This is a genomic window from Mycobacterium sp. IDUB_37 (assembly GCF_055419245.1).
In genome coordinates, this window is the sequence record NZ_JBVAXG010000015.1 from 103,703 (window position 1) to 121,097 (window position 17,395).

The 17,395-nt window shown below is 60.1% G+C and carries 13 protein-coding genes; 6 read left to right on the forward strand and 7 right to left on the reverse strand.

All coding sequences use genetic code 11. The features are described from left to right. Window positions 1-16: 16 nt before the first annotated feature. Entirely contained in the window at window positions 17-1,069 is a 1,053-nt protein-coding gene (locus tag ACZY1I_RS31045; RefSeq protein ID WP_463761381.1) for a glycosyltransferase family 2 protein, read from the reverse strand. A 56-nt stretch (window positions 1,070-1,125) separates the two neighbouring features. Here ACZY1I_RS31045 and ACZY1I_RS31050 point away from each other — a divergent pair, with 56 nt between their 5' ends. Beyond that, window positions 1,126-1,863 (forward strand): GNAT family N-acetyltransferase, encoded by a 738-nt coding sequence (locus ACZY1I_RS31050; protein WP_463761383.1) that lies wholly within the window; start codon window positions 1,126-1,128, stop codon window positions 1,861-1,863. A gap of 86 nt (window positions 1,864-1,949) precedes the next feature. On the opposite strand, the gene ACZY1I_RS31055 is transcribed toward ACZY1I_RS31050, so the two are convergent. From ACZY1I_RS31055 to ACZY1I_RS31065, 3 genes are read right to left on the reverse strand one after another with little or no spacing between them, the layout of a single operon-like run. Next, window positions 1,950-3,467, reverse strand: coding sequence for a hypothetical protein (locus ACZY1I_RS31055; RefSeq protein WP_463761385.1), 1,518 nt, complete (start codon window positions 3,465-3,467; stop codon window positions 1,950-1,952). 16 nt (window positions 3,468-3,483) lie between these two features. After that, window positions 3,484-4,437, reverse strand: a complete 954-nt coding sequence (locus ACZY1I_RS31060) for a hypothetical protein (protein WP_463761387.1) — start codon at window positions 4,435-4,437, stop codon at window positions 3,484-3,486. Between the two features lie 16 nt (window positions 4,438-4,453). Then, window positions 4,454-5,242, reverse strand: a complete 789-nt coding sequence (locus tag ACZY1I_RS31065) for a TylF/MycF/NovP-related O-methyltransferase (RefSeq protein ID WP_463761389.1) — start codon at window positions 5,240-5,242, stop codon at window positions 4,454-4,456. A gap of 427 nt (window positions 5,243-5,669) precedes the next feature. On the opposite strand from ACZY1I_RS31065, the gene ACZY1I_RS31070 reads away from it, so the two are divergent. The 3 genes from ACZY1I_RS31070 to ACZY1I_RS31080 are packed head-to-tail and all read left to right on the forward strand — an operon-like array spanning window position 5,670 to window position 8,555. Beyond that, entirely contained in the window at window positions 5,670-6,407 is a 738-nt protein-coding gene (locus tag ACZY1I_RS31070) for a methyltransferase domain-containing protein (protein ID WP_463761391.1), read from the forward strand. Next, on the forward strand, window positions 6,404-7,468 hold the full coding sequence (locus ACZY1I_RS31075) for a rhamnan synthesis F family protein (protein WP_463761392.1): 1,065 nt from the start codon (window positions 6,404-6,406) through the stop codon (window positions 7,466-7,468). The genes ACZY1I_RS31070 and ACZY1I_RS31075 overlap by 4 nt, the downstream gene beginning before the upstream one ends. Before the next feature lie 10 nt (window positions 7,469-7,478). Beyond that, window positions 7,479-8,555, forward strand: a complete 1,077-nt coding sequence (locus ACZY1I_RS31080) for a rhamnan synthesis F family protein (protein WP_463761394.1) — start codon at window positions 7,479-7,481, stop codon at window positions 8,553-8,555. Here the strand turns inward: ACZY1I_RS31080 and ACZY1I_RS31085 are convergent. Further along, window positions 8,535-9,500: a glycosyltransferase family 2 protein gene (locus tag ACZY1I_RS31085; RefSeq protein WP_463761396.1), complete on the reverse strand. Its 966-nt coding sequence runs from the start codon at window positions 9,498-9,500 to the stop codon at window positions 8,535-8,537. The genes ACZY1I_RS31080 and ACZY1I_RS31085 overlap by 21 nt on opposite strands. 233 nt (window positions 9,501-9,733) lie before the next feature. On the opposite strand from ACZY1I_RS31085, the gene ACZY1I_RS31090 reads away from it, so the two are divergent. Together ACZY1I_RS31090 and ACZY1I_RS31095 are read left to right on the forward strand one after the other, a co-directional pair. Beyond that, a complete protein-coding gene (locus ACZY1I_RS31090; protein ID WP_463761398.1) occupies window positions 9,734-10,537 on the forward strand; it encodes a GAP family protein in 804 nt (267 codons plus the stop codon). 150 nt (window positions 10,538-10,687) lie between these two features. Continuing rightward, window positions 10,688-12,442, forward strand: coding sequence for an AMP-binding protein (locus ACZY1I_RS31095; protein ID WP_463761418.1), 1,755 nt, complete (start codon window positions 10,688-10,690; stop codon window positions 12,440-12,442). Between the two features lie 18 nt (window positions 12,443-12,460). Here ACZY1I_RS31095 and ACZY1I_RS31100 read toward each other — a convergent pair whose 3' ends face one another. Further along, window positions 12,461-15,967, reverse strand: coding sequence for an MMPL/RND family transporter (locus ACZY1I_RS31100; RefSeq protein ID WP_463761399.1), 3,507 nt, complete (start codon window positions 15,965-15,967; stop codon window positions 12,461-12,463). Window positions 15,968-16,102: 135 nt separating this feature from the next. Next, window positions 16,103-17,362, reverse strand: coding sequence for a glycosyltransferase (locus ACZY1I_RS31105; protein WP_463761400.1), 1,260 nt, complete (start codon window positions 17,360-17,362; stop codon window positions 16,103-16,105). Window positions 17,363-17,395: the final 33 nt, after the last annotated feature.

Below are 17,395 nucleotides of genomic sequence, written 5' to 3' on the forward strand. Positions count from 1 at the left end.
GCCAGCATTAGGGAACCTAAGCACTTTCGTCATCGCTTACAGCTATCTCCCGTACCAAGTAGGACGGTCGATCCATTGTGCGGAAATGCATCCGAGCAAGGTACTCGCCAATCACTCCTAGAGCGAAAAGCTGTGCCCCCGCAAAGATCGCGATAATCGACGCAAGAAATGCAAATCCAGGCACCTCACTTCCGTTGATCAAAAGGTTACTTCCAACAAAAGCGAGAACTGCGAATCCGAAAAATACTAGGGCGAAGCCGATGAAGCTGGAGATTTGTAGCGGGAGGGTACTGAATCCAGTCATCAGATCAATAGCGTGCCGCATAAGTCGCGTGATTGTATAGCCGCTGACGCCCGCCGCTCGCGGTTCGTGGCGAACCTTGACCACGGTGAACCGTGATGTCGACCAGGTGAGCAAAACGTCGATGGACACTGTAGGGCTCTTATAGTCATCGAAGCCCTCTCGCAAGCGCGTGCGAAACGTGCGAAACGCGCTCACGCTTCGAGCTGTCTCAGCACCCATAGCGCTAGTCAGCGCTAGTTTCGTCAGGCGGGAGGCGGCATTGCGCAGGAAACCGTGCTGTTCATCTTGCGGTGAGCCATACACTACGTCTACATCTTCGCCAAGTGCTGACAAGAGTTTCGCAATTTCGGCGGGTGGATGCTGCAAATCATCGTCCATCGTGACAATGACATCGTTGCGAGCTGCGCGAATGCCGCAGAGCAAAGCATTGTGCTGACCATAATTTCGGCTCATGCGAATTCCGCGCACGTGACTGTCGGAAGCAGCGAGTTCACCGATGACATCCCAAGACTCATCGCCACCACAATCCTCGACAAAGATGATCTCGAATGTGGGAGCGATGCTGGGCATCACAGATCGAAGCTGCTCATGTAGCGTTCGCAGCGTCAACGCGCCACGATAGACCGGTATAACGACACTTACAGACACCACGGCACCCTCCCCATCGAATTGTATTCTGCCATAACCACCTATCGTCGTGGGGTCCGACGTGAGTAAGAAGTGATGCGATAACCGTGTAGCGTCAGTAGGTAGGTGAACGGCCACCAGTAGTGGACCACAATATTGCGAGGCGGTGAGCCTGTCCGCCGGTAGGAGGGTTAGTGAAGCAAGCGAGAGTCGCTAACTGCGAGAGGCTGGTATGGGACTCCAATTTTTTTGGAGTTGCGATAGCCAGACTGCTGCCTAGTCACCTGTCAACGGACATTATGGATGCGGCAGATCGCTGGTGTCACGACAACAGGATCGATTGCCTTTACTTCTTGGCTGATGCGAATGATCGCCAAAGTATTCGTCAAGCTGAGAAGTCAGGCTTTAATTGCGTGGATATCCGTGTGACGTTGTCCAATCGGATTGCCTCCGGCGCAGGTGCATCACAAGCTCTGACCGATCCCAAAGTGCGTTCTGGTCAATTACCTGACTTCGAACATCTGCGGTCGATTGCGCGCAGTAGTTATCTCGATTCTCGGTTCTACTTTGACGGTGGATTTGATGTCGACAAATGCGACCTGTTATACGAAACCTGGCTGGAAAAGAGTTTTTCGAATGAAGCTGGTGTGGTGTTGGTTGCAGAATGGCAGGGGCGGCCGGCCGGGTATGTGACATGTGAAAAGGTGGATGCGACGACTGGTCAAATAGGTTTGCTCGGGGTGAGTGAATCGGCCAGAGGTGCCGGGCTGGGTCTGGCTTTAGTCCGTTCGGCAGTTGACTGGTTCCATAGCGAGGAGCTGACTATCGCCCAAGTCGTCACGCAGGGGCGGAACATTCCTGCCCAAGTGGTATACCAGCGCGCGGGATTTGTCTCAAGCTCGGTTCAACTATGGTATCATCGGTGGTTTTAACTATGACTGCGTTTCGGTGGAGTCGGGACTGTCCTAGGCGCGTTTGTCTGTGGCTAGATTTTGTGCGGGCAAAAAGGGAATGTGGGCTAAGCCTCACTGCTTGCCTTTTGGTCCTTCACCGTCGTCTCGGGGGCAGGATCAGGGTCAGTAATGTTATGCGTGTCGCAGCCGTTTCCATCTAGTTGAGACGGCTTTCGTGCATATGAGACGATGATGACAATGCATGCAATCAGCCAGAGCAAGCCAGAATAGCTAACTGTGGTGGGCACCGTTAAGACGGTGTCTACTACCCCCCGGGTCCCAAATTGTCCGAAGATTTGCACTGGTACGGGCGGCTTGGGTATCGCGATTTGCACTATACTAAACGCTGCGGCGAGGCTGACCGCGATTCCGACCACGCGACGGGGGTCCCCCCGGTTTGCTAATTCGTCGAATAATCCAGCGCCGGATCGCGCGTTAGGAGTGCGCACGATTAACGCCGCAACGGGTAATGCAAAAACCAAGTAGTAGAAGCTTGTATAAGCTGGAAAAAGTGTAGCAGTTGCAAGAAGTGTAAATCCTGCCATTATGGGTGGAATACGCTTTCCGAGTGCGACAATGGCAACGGCGATGACCACTACTGCCACATAGCCGATCATCGAACGTGGACCAGCTAAAAAGTCATCGGGAACCTTGCCGGTCTGACTGCTCTTAATGCTGTCGGGAAGAAGTAAGAGCGCTCTACCGTATGAGACGTTGCGCGCGTCGAGGAGTCCGCCGAACGTCCGGTTGTAGACCAAGATGTCACTGATCGACTTAAAAATCGTCCCCGGGAAATCGCGCGGCCACAGCAAGTATGCGCCAAGATTCGAGACCCCTATACCGGCGACCGCTATGGCAGTATAGCGGTACTGTCGGGCGGCCAAGAGCACGATCGCTAGGACTGCGAATTGGGGTTTCACCATTGCGGCCAAGATCACCATTATGACGACGACCCCCCATCTCTGCCGGAGCAAACAAATGAGGAATACGAGCGCGACGGGCACCAGGAATCCGGCCGAATTACCTCGGTCAATCACCGCCCACGCTGGGACGGCGGCAGCCCCGAGAGCTGCAAAGACCACGGCGCGCTCTAACCCCTGTGCGCCTCTAGCCGCCCAGAAAGCAGGCGTCAAAACTGCCGCCATTAGTGCAGCCAGATACGCAATTAGGCCTAGTCGTGGAACACCTAGCCAGTGAGCGGGGAGCCCGAAAAGAAGCTGCGGTATCCACCCCGCGGCCGGGTAAGCGACTGTAGTTGGTTGGTAATTCGGAGGCAGGAAGAAAGGATAAAGCCAAGGGTTTGGTTGGAGGCCGGCAGTTACAACAACTGTGTAATCGCTGAAGCAGTGCCGGCCAATGCTCATGCCCCAATCTCCCCAGCAGTCCTGCGGCGTATACAGAAGCGAGGAGAGAACGTCGACCGAGTAACACTGCGTGAGGATGTAGCCGGTTGCCGCCGATACGAATGACCCGATCAAGATGGTGCTGAGCATGATGTTGCGCTCGGATTGTGCGGCGACCGCCTTGCGCCGCTCCCGGGTGGCCGTGACGGCACCGCGTAGCAACTCGGGGGGTCGCTTCATCTGCGTTCTCCTATGACTACAGGCGCCACTGCGATGCCACTTTCCTTTTTTGCCGCAACCCATGCCAGTAGGTTTTCCAAGTCGGCCGCCAGACTTCGATGCCGCTGTCGACAGCAAACAAGTGCTCGACGCGGACCTTCGCATACGGGAGCATGCGATTCTTCGAGTAGTTGTTCGCGACGTGATAGACCCAGGACCAGCGCGGCGTGGTGCGGGTCGCGGGATCGACCGGTGACACGTACCGAACCGAGAAGCCTTCCGGGATGCTTTCGAAGCCCAACCCCATCGCGGCCCGCTCGGCGACAGCCCAGTCCGGGTTGCTCTCCTTGCTCTGCTTGAGATCGAATGAGCGCGTTCGGACATATTCCTCGCCCAGTTCGCGATCCAGGATGAACATCGCTGTGTAAGGCCAGTCCAGGTTCACGAACGAATAGCCGTCGATGTCAACGCTTTTCCGGGTGCCGAAATCGCTGAGGCCGATCTGGTCGAGCAAATACAGGTGGTTATCTTCGTCGTTGTACTCGATGCGTTGGAACGACGGCAGCAGGCCCATCGGTTGCAGCTTTTCACGGTAATGCACGAAGTAGCGGAAATTATCAAAGGAGACGAGGATGTCTTCCTCGACGTAGAGGAAGTGCGTATATTCCGAGTCATCGGCGAGGAACTTGTCGACGATAAGTGGCTTGTGGGCCCAGGGCAGCAGCCACGGGTCTTCCAAATCGGTTGCACTGTAAAAACTTATCGTCTTCTGCGATGACGGGTTCGATGGCAGTGGCTTGAGCACCGGCTCGGCGAGGTCGCGCACCTTTGCGAACGCGCTCTCGTCGTCAACATTGGTGACGATGACGACGTCGAGTGCCTCCACCGGAAATTCCGATAAAGCCCGAATAATCTGAAAAAGATTGGGCAGTCGCGACTCCCGGAAATGGAAGGTGATCGCGACAAGGATCCGAAACGGTTGTGCGGACACTGCCTTTAGAACCTGCCTACGCGCGCGACGTGGGTGGTTTGAGGATCAAGCCCTGGCCGGTTGGCAGGGCAAGAACGGTGACGTCATGGGTCCGCACGAATTCGTCCGTCGCAAGACCTTGGGGCTCATAGCCGCGGTAGGCGTAGTCGTCCAGCAGGATGGTTGCACCCGGAACCAATCGATCCCAGAAGTATTCGAGCGCCGCTATCTCGGGTGGCGCGCAATTCATGTCGAGGTGCAGGTAGGCGACTTTCTCCGACGGCACCTCGGCCAGAGTTTCTGGCACCGTGCCCTCGACGATGTGCGCCCGAGGCCATTCCGCGAAATTCGCCCGCACCGAATCTGCGCCCCTGACGTAGAAGCCGGTGGCCAGGTTGTCGGTGTTGTGCTGCAGCGCGACTTCACGCTCGTCGGCGGCCACGAATCGCTCATCCATCCCGGCAAAAGTGTCCAGCAAATAGAAGTCGCGATCGAGTGAGTTCCAGTCCAGATAGTGCATGATGGCGCTGCTGTTGAACCCTCTGTTGACACCACATTCGACGAAATCGCCGTCCAGACGCGAGGCAACCGAGGCGGCCCACAGGGCGGTGTGAACACGCCAGTGGATCCGATAGTGGTCGACACCGCCGATGGCCTTGACGCCTCGGGCATAGGCGGCAAGGAACGCCGGATCGTCCATGAATCCGTGTGTGTGGACGCTGACCAGGCCGTCCTGGGCGTAGGTCCGGGACAACACGGCGTTCAATCCCAGTCGCAGCTTGGCCCGCTTCCAGCCGATTGCTTCCTGGGCCTCACGAAAAATCATGCCGCGCCGCGATGTGGGCAGGGACCGCTCAGAAACACTTGTCTCCCTATCAAATGCCGTTGATCTGCCCCCCGGCGAGGCTACGGGTCATGCTAGACGGTTCACGTGTAGCCCACCGGGACTTCGAAGGTTCGATGCCGGCCGAGGCCGCCGCCCGTCGAGGTGGTGACCGCGAATCACCGGATTTGGGCCACATCACCGGCGAAATCTGGAAAAATCGAGCGGCAGGGAGAGTCGGGGTGCATGCGTTGGCGCCCCCTCACGAGTCTCGGGGGCGTATCCGGAGCGGCGTGCGTACCAAAATTGTTTCAGGACCGTGCAGCCAATATCCAGGTGACCGCCCTCATTATCTTGCTGATCGAAAAGGAAGAAGATGCCGCACGCGTTGAAAGAATTTGTCCCTAGGACACCGATTGACCTGCATCGAATGCTGAAGTATTCGCGGTGGCAGTTGCCGCTTCGCGAAAAGTACGAACCGCTGTTGAAGAATCGGTATGGCATCGAGATCGGTGGGCCGAGTGCAATCTTCAAGCGACAGCTGCCCGTCTACCCGCTGGTCGGCGGACTGGATGGAGTGAACTTCGGTACCGACACCGTCTGGGAAGGCCGCATCGAGGACGGCAACAATTTCGCCTACTACTTCAGGCGCAATGGGCGCCAGTACATTTCCGAAGCCACCGATCTGAGTGGCGTACAGACTGGCCAGTACGACTTCCTGCTCTCGTCAAACTGCCTCGAGCACTGCGCCAACGCGCTGAAGGCGCTCACCGAGTGGCGGCGGGTGATCAAACCTGGCGGGGCGTTCGTGCTGGTGCTGCCCAAGAAAGAGAGCAACTTCGACCACAAACGCGCTGTCACCGCGTTCGAGCACCTGCTCGACGACTATGCCAAGGATGTGGGGGAGGACGATCTCACCCACCTCGACGAGATCCTGGAATTCCACGACAGATCGATGGATCCGGCGTCGGGCACTTTGGAGCAGTTCCGGGCGCGGAGCCTGAAGAACGTCGACAACAGATGTCTGCACCACCACGTGTTCGATGAGCCGGTGATCGAGAGGATGTTGGATCATGTCGGCTTCGACCTGGTGGATCTGACGACCACGGTGTCCGACTTCTTCGCACTAGCGACGAAGAACGCCAAGAACGGCCTCACTTCCGAATGATCACGGACCGCGCGTCCGAGATCACCCGGGCGCTACGCGCCCGGTTGCGCAGCGAATCCGAACGGGCCAACTACCGGACAGCTGCGCGTTACCGCGATGGTGGCGATGCGCTGGACTTCATCTGCGAAACCCACCAGGAGCTGCCTGCCGAACCGCCGCAGGATCGGCGGACGCTGATTCTGTTTGCGCACTTCGATGCCCAGGGCATCGTGGATCCCTACGTCGTCTATTACCTGAAGGCGCTGCACGGCTTGGGTGCAACCATCGTGTTCGTGTCGGGCTCGCCGAGCCTGACGCCGGACTCGGTCGCCCCGATCCGCGAATACTGCGCCGGCATCTACACCCGGGAGACGCTTTCGCTGGATTTCGGGTCGTGGCATCTGGCATGGAGCATTCTCCGCCGGCGCGGCTGGTCACTGGATCAGTTCGACCGCCTGGTGATCGCCAACGACAGTGTGTTCGGACCGTTGTTTCCTCTCGAGGAGATGTGGGACACGTTCCAGGGCGCCGACATGTACGGCGCCATCGAGAGCACACACCAGCATTCCCACCTGCAGTCATTCTTCGTGGCCTGGGATCTCAACGCCCGGACCCGGCCCTTCCTCAACGACTTCTGGGACGGCTTCCAATACACCGTCGACAAGGCCCTACTGGTCCGGCGATGTGAGGTCGGGATCTCCGTGCGAGCTCGGGCCGCCGGGCTGAGTATCAAGCCGTTCATCTCGGTCGACGCCGTCAAACCGACGTATGCGCTGTCACTGCCCAAGCAACTGGCCAAGAACTACGCCAGGCGTCGCGGTATCAACAATCCAATTTACTTCTGGGACGGCCTGATTGAGCACCATCGCTTCCCGTTCGTGAAAGCGAGTCTGCCGCGGCACAACAACCCGTGGCGGGAGTCGGTACCGCAGATGCAGGAGTTCATCGAGAAGCACACGTCGTACCCGTACGGTCTCATCCAGGGAAATGTCGACCGGCTCGGCCTCGGTGCGGCCAGCTGGGCCAGGCCAGGTGACACCACGCTGCGAATCCGCAACTGGCTCGAAGCCCACCAAGTGTGATGAGGACATCGTGAGTACAACGTTGCGCTTGAACAGCGATGCTGACCGCTGGCGGGCAGCACTGCGTTACCGCCGCGACCGCGATGCGCTGGGATTCATCTGCGAGACGCACCAGGAGTTGCCGGCGCAGCCGCCGGAAGGTCGCCGCACGCTGGTCCTGTTCGCGCACTTCGATCCGCAGGGCATCGTGGATCCCTACGTCGTCTACTACCTCAAGGCACTGTACGGCTTGGGCGCAACCACCATCTTTGTGTCCGGTTCGCCCAGCCTGACGCCGGATTCGGTGGAACCGATCCGCGAATACTGTGCCGGCATCTACACCCGCGAGACGCTTTCGCTGGATTTCGGCTCGTGGCACCTGGCGTGGAGCATCCTCCGGCAGCGCGGCTGGTCATTGGATCAGTTCGACCGCTTCGTCATTGCCAACGACAGCGTCTACGGTCCGCTGTTCCCGATCGAGGAGATGTGGAGCTCCTTCCAGGGTGCCGACATGTACGGCGCCATCGAAAGCAAGGAGCAACTGAGTACGCACCTGCAGTCGTTTTTCCTGGTGTGGGATCTCAATGCGCGAACCCGCCCCTTCCTCAATGACTTCTGGGGTCGGTTCCAATACATCATTCCCAAACGGATCCTGATCCTGCGTTACGAGATAGGCATATCGAGGCGAGCCCGCAAGGCCGGCCTGCGCCTCAAACCGTTCATCTCCACTGCCGACATCAACGAAAGCTACGGGCTGTCGCCGGAGCATCAGTGGGCCATCAGGTTCACCGGGCCGCCACTGAACAACACCATCTACTTCTGGGATGGGCTGATCGAGCATTTGCGGTTCCCACTGCTGAAGACGATCCTGCCGCGCTACAACACGCCGTGGCACCACTCGATGGCTGACCTGCCGGAATTCATCAAGCAGCACACCACTTATCCCTATGAGCTCATCCAGTCGAACGTGGAGAGGCTGGGCTGCGGCGAGCCCGCCTGGTCAGCGCCGTCGCGGACGATCGTCCTGCAGGATCGGATCGTCGACGAGATTCTCTACTTCAAGAAGCGGCTGGGCGGTCGCAGGCGGTCACGGCAATCCGGCACGTAATCGCCGGGCGTGGGCGAATTCTCGAACCGGTGCCTGAGCAAGGATTTTCAGACGCGAAGCCCGGTCCGGTCCGAACAACGTGGCAATCAGCGTCTGAACCTGCCAAATAACGAACCACCATGCCGAAGCGCTGATCCGGATCACCGGAGTTGACGCCGGATCCACGATCAACCAGGTGAGTACGTGTAGTTGGTCGAGCCAACTGCGCCGGCTCCTGGTGTTGCGCGCTGATTCGGTGTCCGCGGTTTGATTGCGCACCGAGAGCTCTTGGGGAACGAAGTCGACGGACGAGCGCAGCATCAGCCGCAACCAGAAATCCAGGTCGACGAGCTGATAGATGTCGTCGCGCAGGCAGCCCACCTGCACGGCCAGCTCGCGGCGGAACATCACCGACGTCGGTTCGCCGATCCAGTTACTGCCGGCGCCCATCAGCATCAGCTGGGTGACCAGCGATGTTCCTGAGTTGTGCGGTCGGAGTTTCAGAAAGAAGGTGTGCGGCTTGCTCAGCGTCCGCAGCCACCAGGGGATATCGGCGTTCAGCACGCGTCGGGGCGCGAAGGCGAGTCCGACGTCGGGATCGGCAAGACGGGACGCCAACGTCTGCAGCGCGCCGGGCAACAGCCAGTCGTCACCGTGCACGAACTGGATGTAGCTGCCGCGGGCCAGTTCGATGCACTTGTTGTGATTGCCGATGAGACCCAGCCGGGTCTCGTTTCGGATCAGGCGGTCGCGGTCCCGCAGCAGGATTGCCGCGATGGCCGCGCAGTCATCCGAAGAATCGTCATCGACGACGACGATCTCGTAGTCGATGTCCTGCTGATCGAGGATGCTTTGCAGGCAACGGGCGATCGAGCCACTGTTGTTGTACATGGGGACGCACACCGAAACCATTGGCGAGGGCAAATCGTCAACCTTTTCTGCCGCTGGGCGAAGCCGCCCCAGCATAGCTGTCGCGCAGCCCGCGCCGGCCGGGCTCGGTGTCGCCGATCACGGATCGATATATTGCGAGGAAGCTCACAGTTCAAAAGCCTGCGGCCAGCGGTCACCCGATGATCGCATGGCCGGTGGCGGGCCTCCGGGCGCTGGAAACAGCATTCGAATGCCTGGTCAGCGGCCAAAATTAACCAATTCGCCAGTAACGCCACGAAATACAACACTGCCCGGTAGCGTCCATCTTGATGTGGAACACGGTGATATTCCTGGGATTGGTTATGGCAACCGACCCTATTCGACTCGGCCTCGCGCTGGTATGCGTGACGCGGCGTCGCCCCTTGGTGAACTTGTTTGCCTTCTGGCTCGGAGGCATGGTCGCGGCGCTCGGTCTCGCGTTCGTGGTGCTGGTCGTACTGCGCGACCTCGCCCTGGTAGCCATCAAGACGTCCACTGCGGCAATCACTGAGTTCCGTTCCACTGTCATCATCCTCGAAGGCCCCCGTCTCCAGGTCACTATCGGACTGATTGCGCTGGGAAGCGTGATCCACATGATCACCAAGCAGCGGGCCCGGTCACGCGCGATGAACCGAGAATTGGCTCTCGTCGCCAGTGGTGGTTCGAGTGCCGGCGATTCCGGCGGTGGCGTTGCCGTGCTCGAACCGGCGCCGATGGGTCGCTTCTCAGGGTTCATCTACAAGCTGGGCGATTTCAGCAAGAGCATCCTCGAGCGCCCCGGCTTCGTCTGGCCCGCCTTCATCGTCGGCCTCACCTCGTCGGCACCGCCCATCGAGACCGTCACCGCGATGACCGTCATCATGGCTTCGGGAGCAGCGCTCGGTACTCAGGTCAGCGCGTTCGTGGTGTTCATCCTGCTGGTGCTGACCGTCATCGAGGTCCCGCTGATCGCTCTGCTGGTGAAGCCACGTGAGACCGAAGCGTTGCTGGCGCGAGTGAACGCGTGGCTGACCACCTATCGCCGTCAGATCATGCTCGGAATGATGATCTTCATGGCAGTTTCCTTCCTGTACCAGGGCATCACGCACCTCTGAGCTCCGGCCTCTCGGATGCTTGCGATCTAACCCGTTCCAACCGCGCCGACCGTGGCGCGAATGCGGGTGATGCTGCGAACCGGTTCTGATCCAAAGCCGCAGCGATTCATGGGTTTTCGCGAATGAAAAATCCATTGTGAAGGTAATCTGATTGCTGTGCTTGAAACCTCACTTCCCAATGTGGTGCGCGAGCGTGCGAGTTTGCAGCCCAACGATATTGCGCTCACCTTCCTGGACTACGAGCAATCCTGGGATGGCGTTGAAATCACGCTGACGTGGTCGCAGTTGTACCGCCGAATGATCAACCTCGCCGCGGAGATCGCGCAGCACGGAACGACCGGCGACCGGGCGTTGATTCTGGCGCCGCAGAGCCTGGACTACGTCGTCGCGTTTCTCGCCTCATTGCACGCCGGGTTTGTCGCAGTGCCGCTTTCGGTTCCCCAAGGCGGCGCCCACGACGAGCGCACCACGTCGGTGATGGCCGACACCCGGCCTGCCGTCGTTCTCACGGCGTCGTCGGTGGTGGGCAACGTCGGCGACTATGTGACGCCGCGGCCCGGCCTGAGCGACACCGCAATCATCGAGGTCGATCGGCTGGACCTGGATGCGCGGCCTGGGGCGGCCGGTCGGGCCAGCTACGAAATGGCTGACCCGCTGTACTTGCAGTACACGTCGGGGTCCACCCGTACGCCTGCCGGCGTCATGATCTCGAATCAGAACATGTTCACCAATTTCGAACAGGTCATGACCAGCTACTACGGGGTATACGGCAAGCTTGCCCCGCCCGGATCAACCGTGGTGTCGTGGCTGCCGTTTTACCACGATATGGGCTTCATCCTGGGGCTCATCTTGCCGGTTCTGGCAGGCATCCCGGCCACGCTGACCAGCCCTGTCGGGTTCATGCAGCGCCCGGCCCGGTGGATAGAGATGTTGGCAAGCAATGAACTCGCCTTTTCCGCCGCCCCGAATTTCGCTTTCGACTTGGCGCTGCGCAAGACTAAGGACGAGGATCTCGAAGGCCTGGATCTCAGCGGCATCCACGCCATCATCAGCGGTGCCGAGCGGGTTCAACCCGTCACTGTGAAGCGTTTCATCGACCGATTCTCTCCGTATGGCCTTGATCCCCGAGTGATTCGCCCGTCTTACGGCATGGCGGAGACGACGGTGTACATAGCGACCCGCCAAGCAGGTCAACCGCCGAAGATCGGCAGCTTCGACGCCGCGAAGTTGACCGGTGGGCAAGCGGAGCCGTGCGAATCCGAAAGTGACAGCGCCGCACCGCTGGTCAGCTACGGCATCGTCGACACTCAATTGGTGCGCATTGTCGACGTCGACACCAGCATCGAATGTCCAGCAGGGACTGTCGGCGAAATCTGGGTTCACGGCGGCAATGTCGCTTCCGGCTACTGGCAAAAGCCCGACGCCAGTGCGCGTACCTTCGGCGCAAAGATCGTCGACCCGACGGAGGGTACACCGGAAGGTCCGTGGCTGCGGACCGGAGATTCCGGATTCCTTTCCGACGGTGAGCTTTACATCGTGGGTCGGCTCAAAGACCTGTTGATCGTCTACGGCAAGAATCACTCGCCGGACGACATCGAGGCGACGATCCAGCAGATCAGTCCGGACCGGTGCGCGGCGATCGCGGTGCCCATGGACGGAATCGAGAAACTGGTCGCAATCATCGAATTGCGGAAGAAGGACGAATCCGCAGCGGACGCGGCCGAGCGTCTCGGCTATATGAAACGTGAAGTAGCGTCGGCAATTTCGAAGTCACACGGGTTGAGCGTGGCCGATCTTGTTCTGGTGCCCCGAGGTTCGATTCCGGTGACCACCAGCGGCAAGGTGCGTCGGGCGCAGTGCGTCGAGCTCTACAGCCAGGACCGCTTCGTCCGCCTCGACGCCTGAGCCGGGTCCGGTAACCGCTTACGTGATGACCGGTGCGTCGGGCTTCGGCTTCACCGAGGCGCCGACGCTGTCGCCGTTGGTCTCTCGTTGCAGTTCCTGATAACCCGGCAGGTCGGCGAGACCGAACAGCGGCAGGGAATGCGTGAATAGTTCGTCGACTGCTTGTTGGCCGCTGCCTCTGGCCTTGCGCTTGCGTTGGTTCTGCGATGCGCACATTGGCAGGTCGTAGTCCGGCAGTGTGGTGAGGCCGAACAGCGGCAATGAGTGCTCGGGCAGGATGTCGATGACGCCGCCGATCTTCGGTCGCTGCTTGCGGACGACCTTGATGATGGGTGGCGCCTGAACGGACGCCGGGGCTTTGCCCATCAGGAAGTGCCTGGCGCGGCCGAGCCAGACTTCGGCCTCCAGCTCAACCTTGCTCTTCCTGCGCTTCTTGCCGGAGTCGCTTCGGCCCAGCTTGGACGGCCACCAGTTCTTCTGGCCGATCATCGCGGCCAGCGCAGGCACGGTGATGCTGCGCACCAGGAAGGTGTCGATCACGATTCCGATGCCGATGGTGAAGCCGGCCTGCGCCATGGTGTTGATGCTGGCGCCGATCAGGCCGAACATCGATGCCGCGAAGATCAGACCCGCCGAGGTGATCACACCACCGGTCGAACCCACCGTGCGGATGACACCGACCCGCACACCATGCGGTGACTCATCGCGTATTCGCGAGATCAGCAGCATGTTGTAGTCGGCGCCGACCGCGACCAAAAGGATGAACGAGAGTCCGGGCAAGCTCCAGTGCATGTCCTGACCCAATATGAATTGGAAGACGATGACGCCGAGGCCAAGGGCCGACATGAACGAAACCAACACCGACGCAATGAGATACAACGGTGCAACGATGGCTCGCAGCAGGGCGACCAGGATCAGGAACACGATGACGATGGTCGCGATGACGATGAATTTGATGTCGCTGTTGTAGTAGTCGCGGGTGTCACGCAAACCGGTCGGGACACCCACCAGGCTCACTTTGGCATCGGAGATCTCCGAGTTCGGCAGCACGGATCGTGCGGCTTGCACGATCTTGTTCACCTGGTCCATGCCTTCGGGGGTGAACCCGCTGATTCCGCTCTGCACGAGGTACCGCGCCGCATGCCCATCAGGGGACAGAAACAGCTGGGCGCCCTTCTTGAACTCGTCGCGCGTCAGGATCTCCGGTGGGATGTTGAAGCCAGCCATGGAGGTTCGCTCCGCATCGCGTTTCAGCCCGAGCAAAAAGTCGGAGGCATCGTTGAGACCGCCACCCATCTTCTTGGTCTGACCGACTAGTTGATCCACGCCCACGGCCAGCGCGGCGCTGCCGTCAGCAAGGGCACCGGCACCCTGTTGCATCGCAGCCAGCTTGGCGGGCATGCCATCGATAGCTTTCAGGGTGTCGACGACTTTCTTCAGTGTCGTGTCCACCTTGCCGATGGTCTCGGCGAGCGTCTGGTATTCCTGCGTCTGCTGCAAAGTGACGGCCAGCCCGGCCATCGCTCTTGTCAGTCCGCTGTTCTGGGAGTCGACCATGGCGGACAGCTGTCCGCGCGACCGCACGCAGGCGGGGTCGGCGTTGCAGCTCGGGCTTGAATTCAGTGAGGCCACCATCGGACCGGCCCACACGGCAATGTTGTCAGCGTCCGCGACGCTGCCGCTCAAATTGTTCCCCAACGCGCGCATCCGACTTACGTATTGGGAGGCCTTGTCGAGTTGCTGGATCGTCTTATTGCCACCCATCGCTTGCAGCATCGATTCCAGCGCGGCGACGATGTCCGCGGAACCGGTGACCGCGTCATTCACCTGTGTGCGTACGTCGGCCAGCGCGCTGGCCAACTGGTGGGCACCGCCGGTCAGCTGGTCCAGTTCGCCGCCGTGCTCGTTGATGGCTCCGGAAACTTCGCCAAGTTTGCCGCCGACCTCACCGGCCTGGAACGACACCTTGGTTTCCTTCAGTGGCTCGCCATTGGGTCGGGTAAGGCCTCGCACCATCACAATGTCGGGCAGCTCCATGATGCGGCGCGACATCATCTCGAGGTCACCGAGTGCGGCGGGGGTTCGGAGGTCCTTGTTCGACTGGATGAAGAGCGCCATCGGAGTCATCGAGTTCATCGGGAAGTGGTGATTCATCGCCTGATATCCCCGCACACTGTCCACGTCCTGCGGGACCGTCTTGAGGTCGTCGTAGTTGAACCTGATCATGGTGGCGCTGCTGGCGAGGATGGCAAGCAGGATCAGGCTGCCGACCAGGTGAATCCTGGGTTTGCGCACGACGCGAGTTCCCAAGATCCGCCAGAAGCGGGTGGTCAGGTCCTTGCGCGGCTTGATCCAGCCACGGCGCCCGACCAGGACTATGACAGCCGGTAGGAAGGTCGTCGCGGCCAGGAAAGTGACGATGATGGAGATGGTGATCGCCGGCCCGACGGCCGAGAACACTTCCAGCTTGGTGAAGACCATCGCGAGGAAGGTGATCGCAACGGTGGCACCTGACGCCGCGATGACCTTGCCGATCGACATCAGTGCTCGCTTGACCGCGACATCCGATTTTTCGCCTTGCCGCACATAGTCGTGATATCGACTTATCAGGAAGACGGCATAGTCCACCCCTGCGCCGATCATGACGGCGGTCATGAAGACGATGCTCTGCATGTTGACGACGAAGCCGACTTCGCTCAGCATCGACAAGACGCCCTGGGCCCCTGCGATCGATACGCCGATGGCCGCCAACGGAATCATCATCGTGACGAGATTCCGATAGACCAGGATCAGGATCGTCAGAACACTGACGATGGTGCCGATTTCGATGATCTGCACGTCTTCTTCGCCGAGCTTCTGCAGGTCGGCAACGGTGGCTACGGGTCCGCTGAGGTTCGCGGTCAGCGTGCTTCCGGCGACACTTTTCTTGACGATCTCGCGGATGTTGAGCAGTGCCGCCTGTGTTTCCGGCGCCGCCGCCTCGCCTGGGAAGTTGATCGCAAGGTTCCAGGCCTTCTTGTCCTTACTTTCAAAGATCGCACGCAATTCCGGCGTGCCCAGGAAGTCCTGGACCGAGATCTTGTCCGTCTCGTCGGCCTTCAGATTGTCGATCAGTTTGTGATAGGTGCCCTCGTCGGCTTCGGAAAGGCCCTTCTCGTCGGTCAAGATGACCATCATGAGCGAGCCGCCGCCCTTGTCATGAAAGGCTTCGCTCAGAGCGCGTTGGGAGACCATCGTCGGCGCATCGTCGGGCAGTGGCTTTTGTTCGTGCTTGGCGGCCTGGGCCTGCAGCGGAGGAAAGGTCAGGGCCAGGATTGCGACAACCGCGACCCACGACGCAATGACCAACCAGGGGAACTTGACGACGAAGTCGCCAACCCGGTCGAAAAACCCGCCAATCTTGGCTTCATCGTGTGATCTTGCTTGCCCCGACACCCCAACAACCGTACAAGCGAGCCGCAATTCAGGTGGGGGAATAGCGGATTTCGCGTTAACCGCGGCGTGCCTGTTTTGGCGGTCCCGCATAGTACCTGACGCTGAAAAAATGCAGTTCAGAGGGCTATTTATCGATCAGTTATAGGAGCGGGGCTTGCTGATCGTTTGATAACTAGGTGGTAACAATCTTGGACGGACGTGCTGATCCTGCCGCGTGAGTTGTGGTTACGCCCGCACGCGCACCGTTTCCTCCAACAGATCGGCGGCCGCGGCCATCGCGTCGGCAGGTTGGCTCATCCGCGTGGCGATGTTGCGGGCCCGCTGGGCGTACTCGGGCGCAAGGATGGTGCGCAGTTCCTTGAGCAGCAGCTTGCGGGTGAGCCTGGTGAACCGCTTCGCCGAGCCGACCTTCAGTCGCTGAACCGCACCCGCCCAGATCGGCTGATCGGCAACATCCCAGAGGATCACTGTGGGCAGGCCGGCTCGCAGGCCGGCGGCGGTGGTGCCGGCGCCACCGTGGTGCACGACCGCGCGGCAGGTCGGAAGGATGGCCGAATAGTCGATCAAACCGACGAGTTTCACGTGCTCGGCATGCGGAATGTCGTCAGCGCTGTGCGTGGGGGAGTAGATCACGGCTCGTTCGCCCAGTTCCGCGCAGGCATCCGAGATCATCGTGAGCGTCTCGGTGGGGGACTGGACCGGTGTGCTGCCGAAGCCGAAATAGATCGGCGGCGTTCCGGAGGCGATCCAGGCTTCGAGTTCCTCGTTGCGTTCGGTATGCAACTGCATCGACAGGGCGCCGACGAAGGGCCGCTGGCCTTTCCATTCCGCGGCCAGTCCGGGGAACAGGACCGGGTCGTACGCCTGGATTTCGGGCGCTCCACGTTCGGCCATGCGTCGTGCCGCCGGTGCGGAGGCCGGCGGCAGGCCGAGTTCCTGGCGTTGCGTCTCGTCGACCTCCTTGCTGACGTACGAGTACAGCCCGAACAGTGCCTTCATCATCGAGCGCACTACCGCGGGCCTCATCACAGGCCTCGGTAACAGGGGAACCCGGAGCTGGCTGTTGATCTGCATCGGGAAGTGATGCAGTGCCGCCACCGGAATGTCGTAGTACTCAGCGACATTGGCGACGACACCGTGGTACGTCTGGCCGGTCATCAACAGGTCGGCCCCGTCGGCCAACTCGGCCAGCGTCGTGCCCATTTCCGCCCAGCCGCCGATGAACAACTCCTTGCTGGCGCGGGCCAGGTTGAAGGGATTCTGCGCTGTGGAAAGGCTATGGACGACGGTCGCGACCGCGTTGATCTGTTCCTCGGAGTCCGGCCCGTAGGCAACCCCGGACAGTCCTGCGGACTCGACGAACCGGATCAGGTTGGGCGGCACCGCCATCCGCACGTCGTGCCCCCGCCGCTGCAACTCCATGCCTACTGCGGCGACGGGTTCGACATCGCCACGAGTTCCGTGGACTGCGAAGACAAATTTCATCGACGGAACCGAGCCTCCGTGTGTTCAGCTGAC

Bases quoted from the DNA above. Each gene is read 5' to 3' on its own strand.
- ACZY1I_RS31100 (WP_463761399.1), bottom strand. From the start codon at position 15,967: ATGCGGGACCGCCAAAACAGGCACGCCGCGGTTAACGCGAAATCCGCT.
- ACZY1I_RS31105 (WP_463761400.1), bottom strand. From the start codon at position 17,362: ATGAAATTTGTCTTCGCAGTCCACGGAACTCGTGGCGATGTCGAACCC.
- ACZY1I_RS31090 (WP_463761398.1), top strand. From the start codon at position 9,734: ATGTGGAACACGGTGATATTCCTGGGATTGGTTATGGCAACCGACCCT.
- ACZY1I_RS31055 (WP_463761385.1), bottom strand. From the start codon at position 3,467: ATGAAGCGACCCCCCGAGTTGCTACGCGGTGCCGTCACGGCCACCCGG.
- ACZY1I_RS31070 (WP_463761391.1), top strand. From the start codon at position 5,670: ATGCTGAAGTATTCGCGGTGGCAGTTGCCGCTTCGCGAAAAGTACGAA.
- ACZY1I_RS31085 (WP_463761396.1), bottom strand. From the start codon at position 9,500: ATGCTGGGGCGGCTTCGCCCAGCGGCAGAAAAGGTTGACGATTTGCCC.
- ACZY1I_RS31065 (WP_463761389.1), bottom strand. From the start codon at position 5,242: ATGATTTTTCGTGAGGCCCAGGAAGCAATCGGCTGGAAGCGGGCCAAG.
- ACZY1I_RS31075 (WP_463761392.1), top strand. From the start codon at position 6,404: ATGATCACGGACCGCGCGTCCGAGATCACCCGGGCGCTACGCGCCCGG.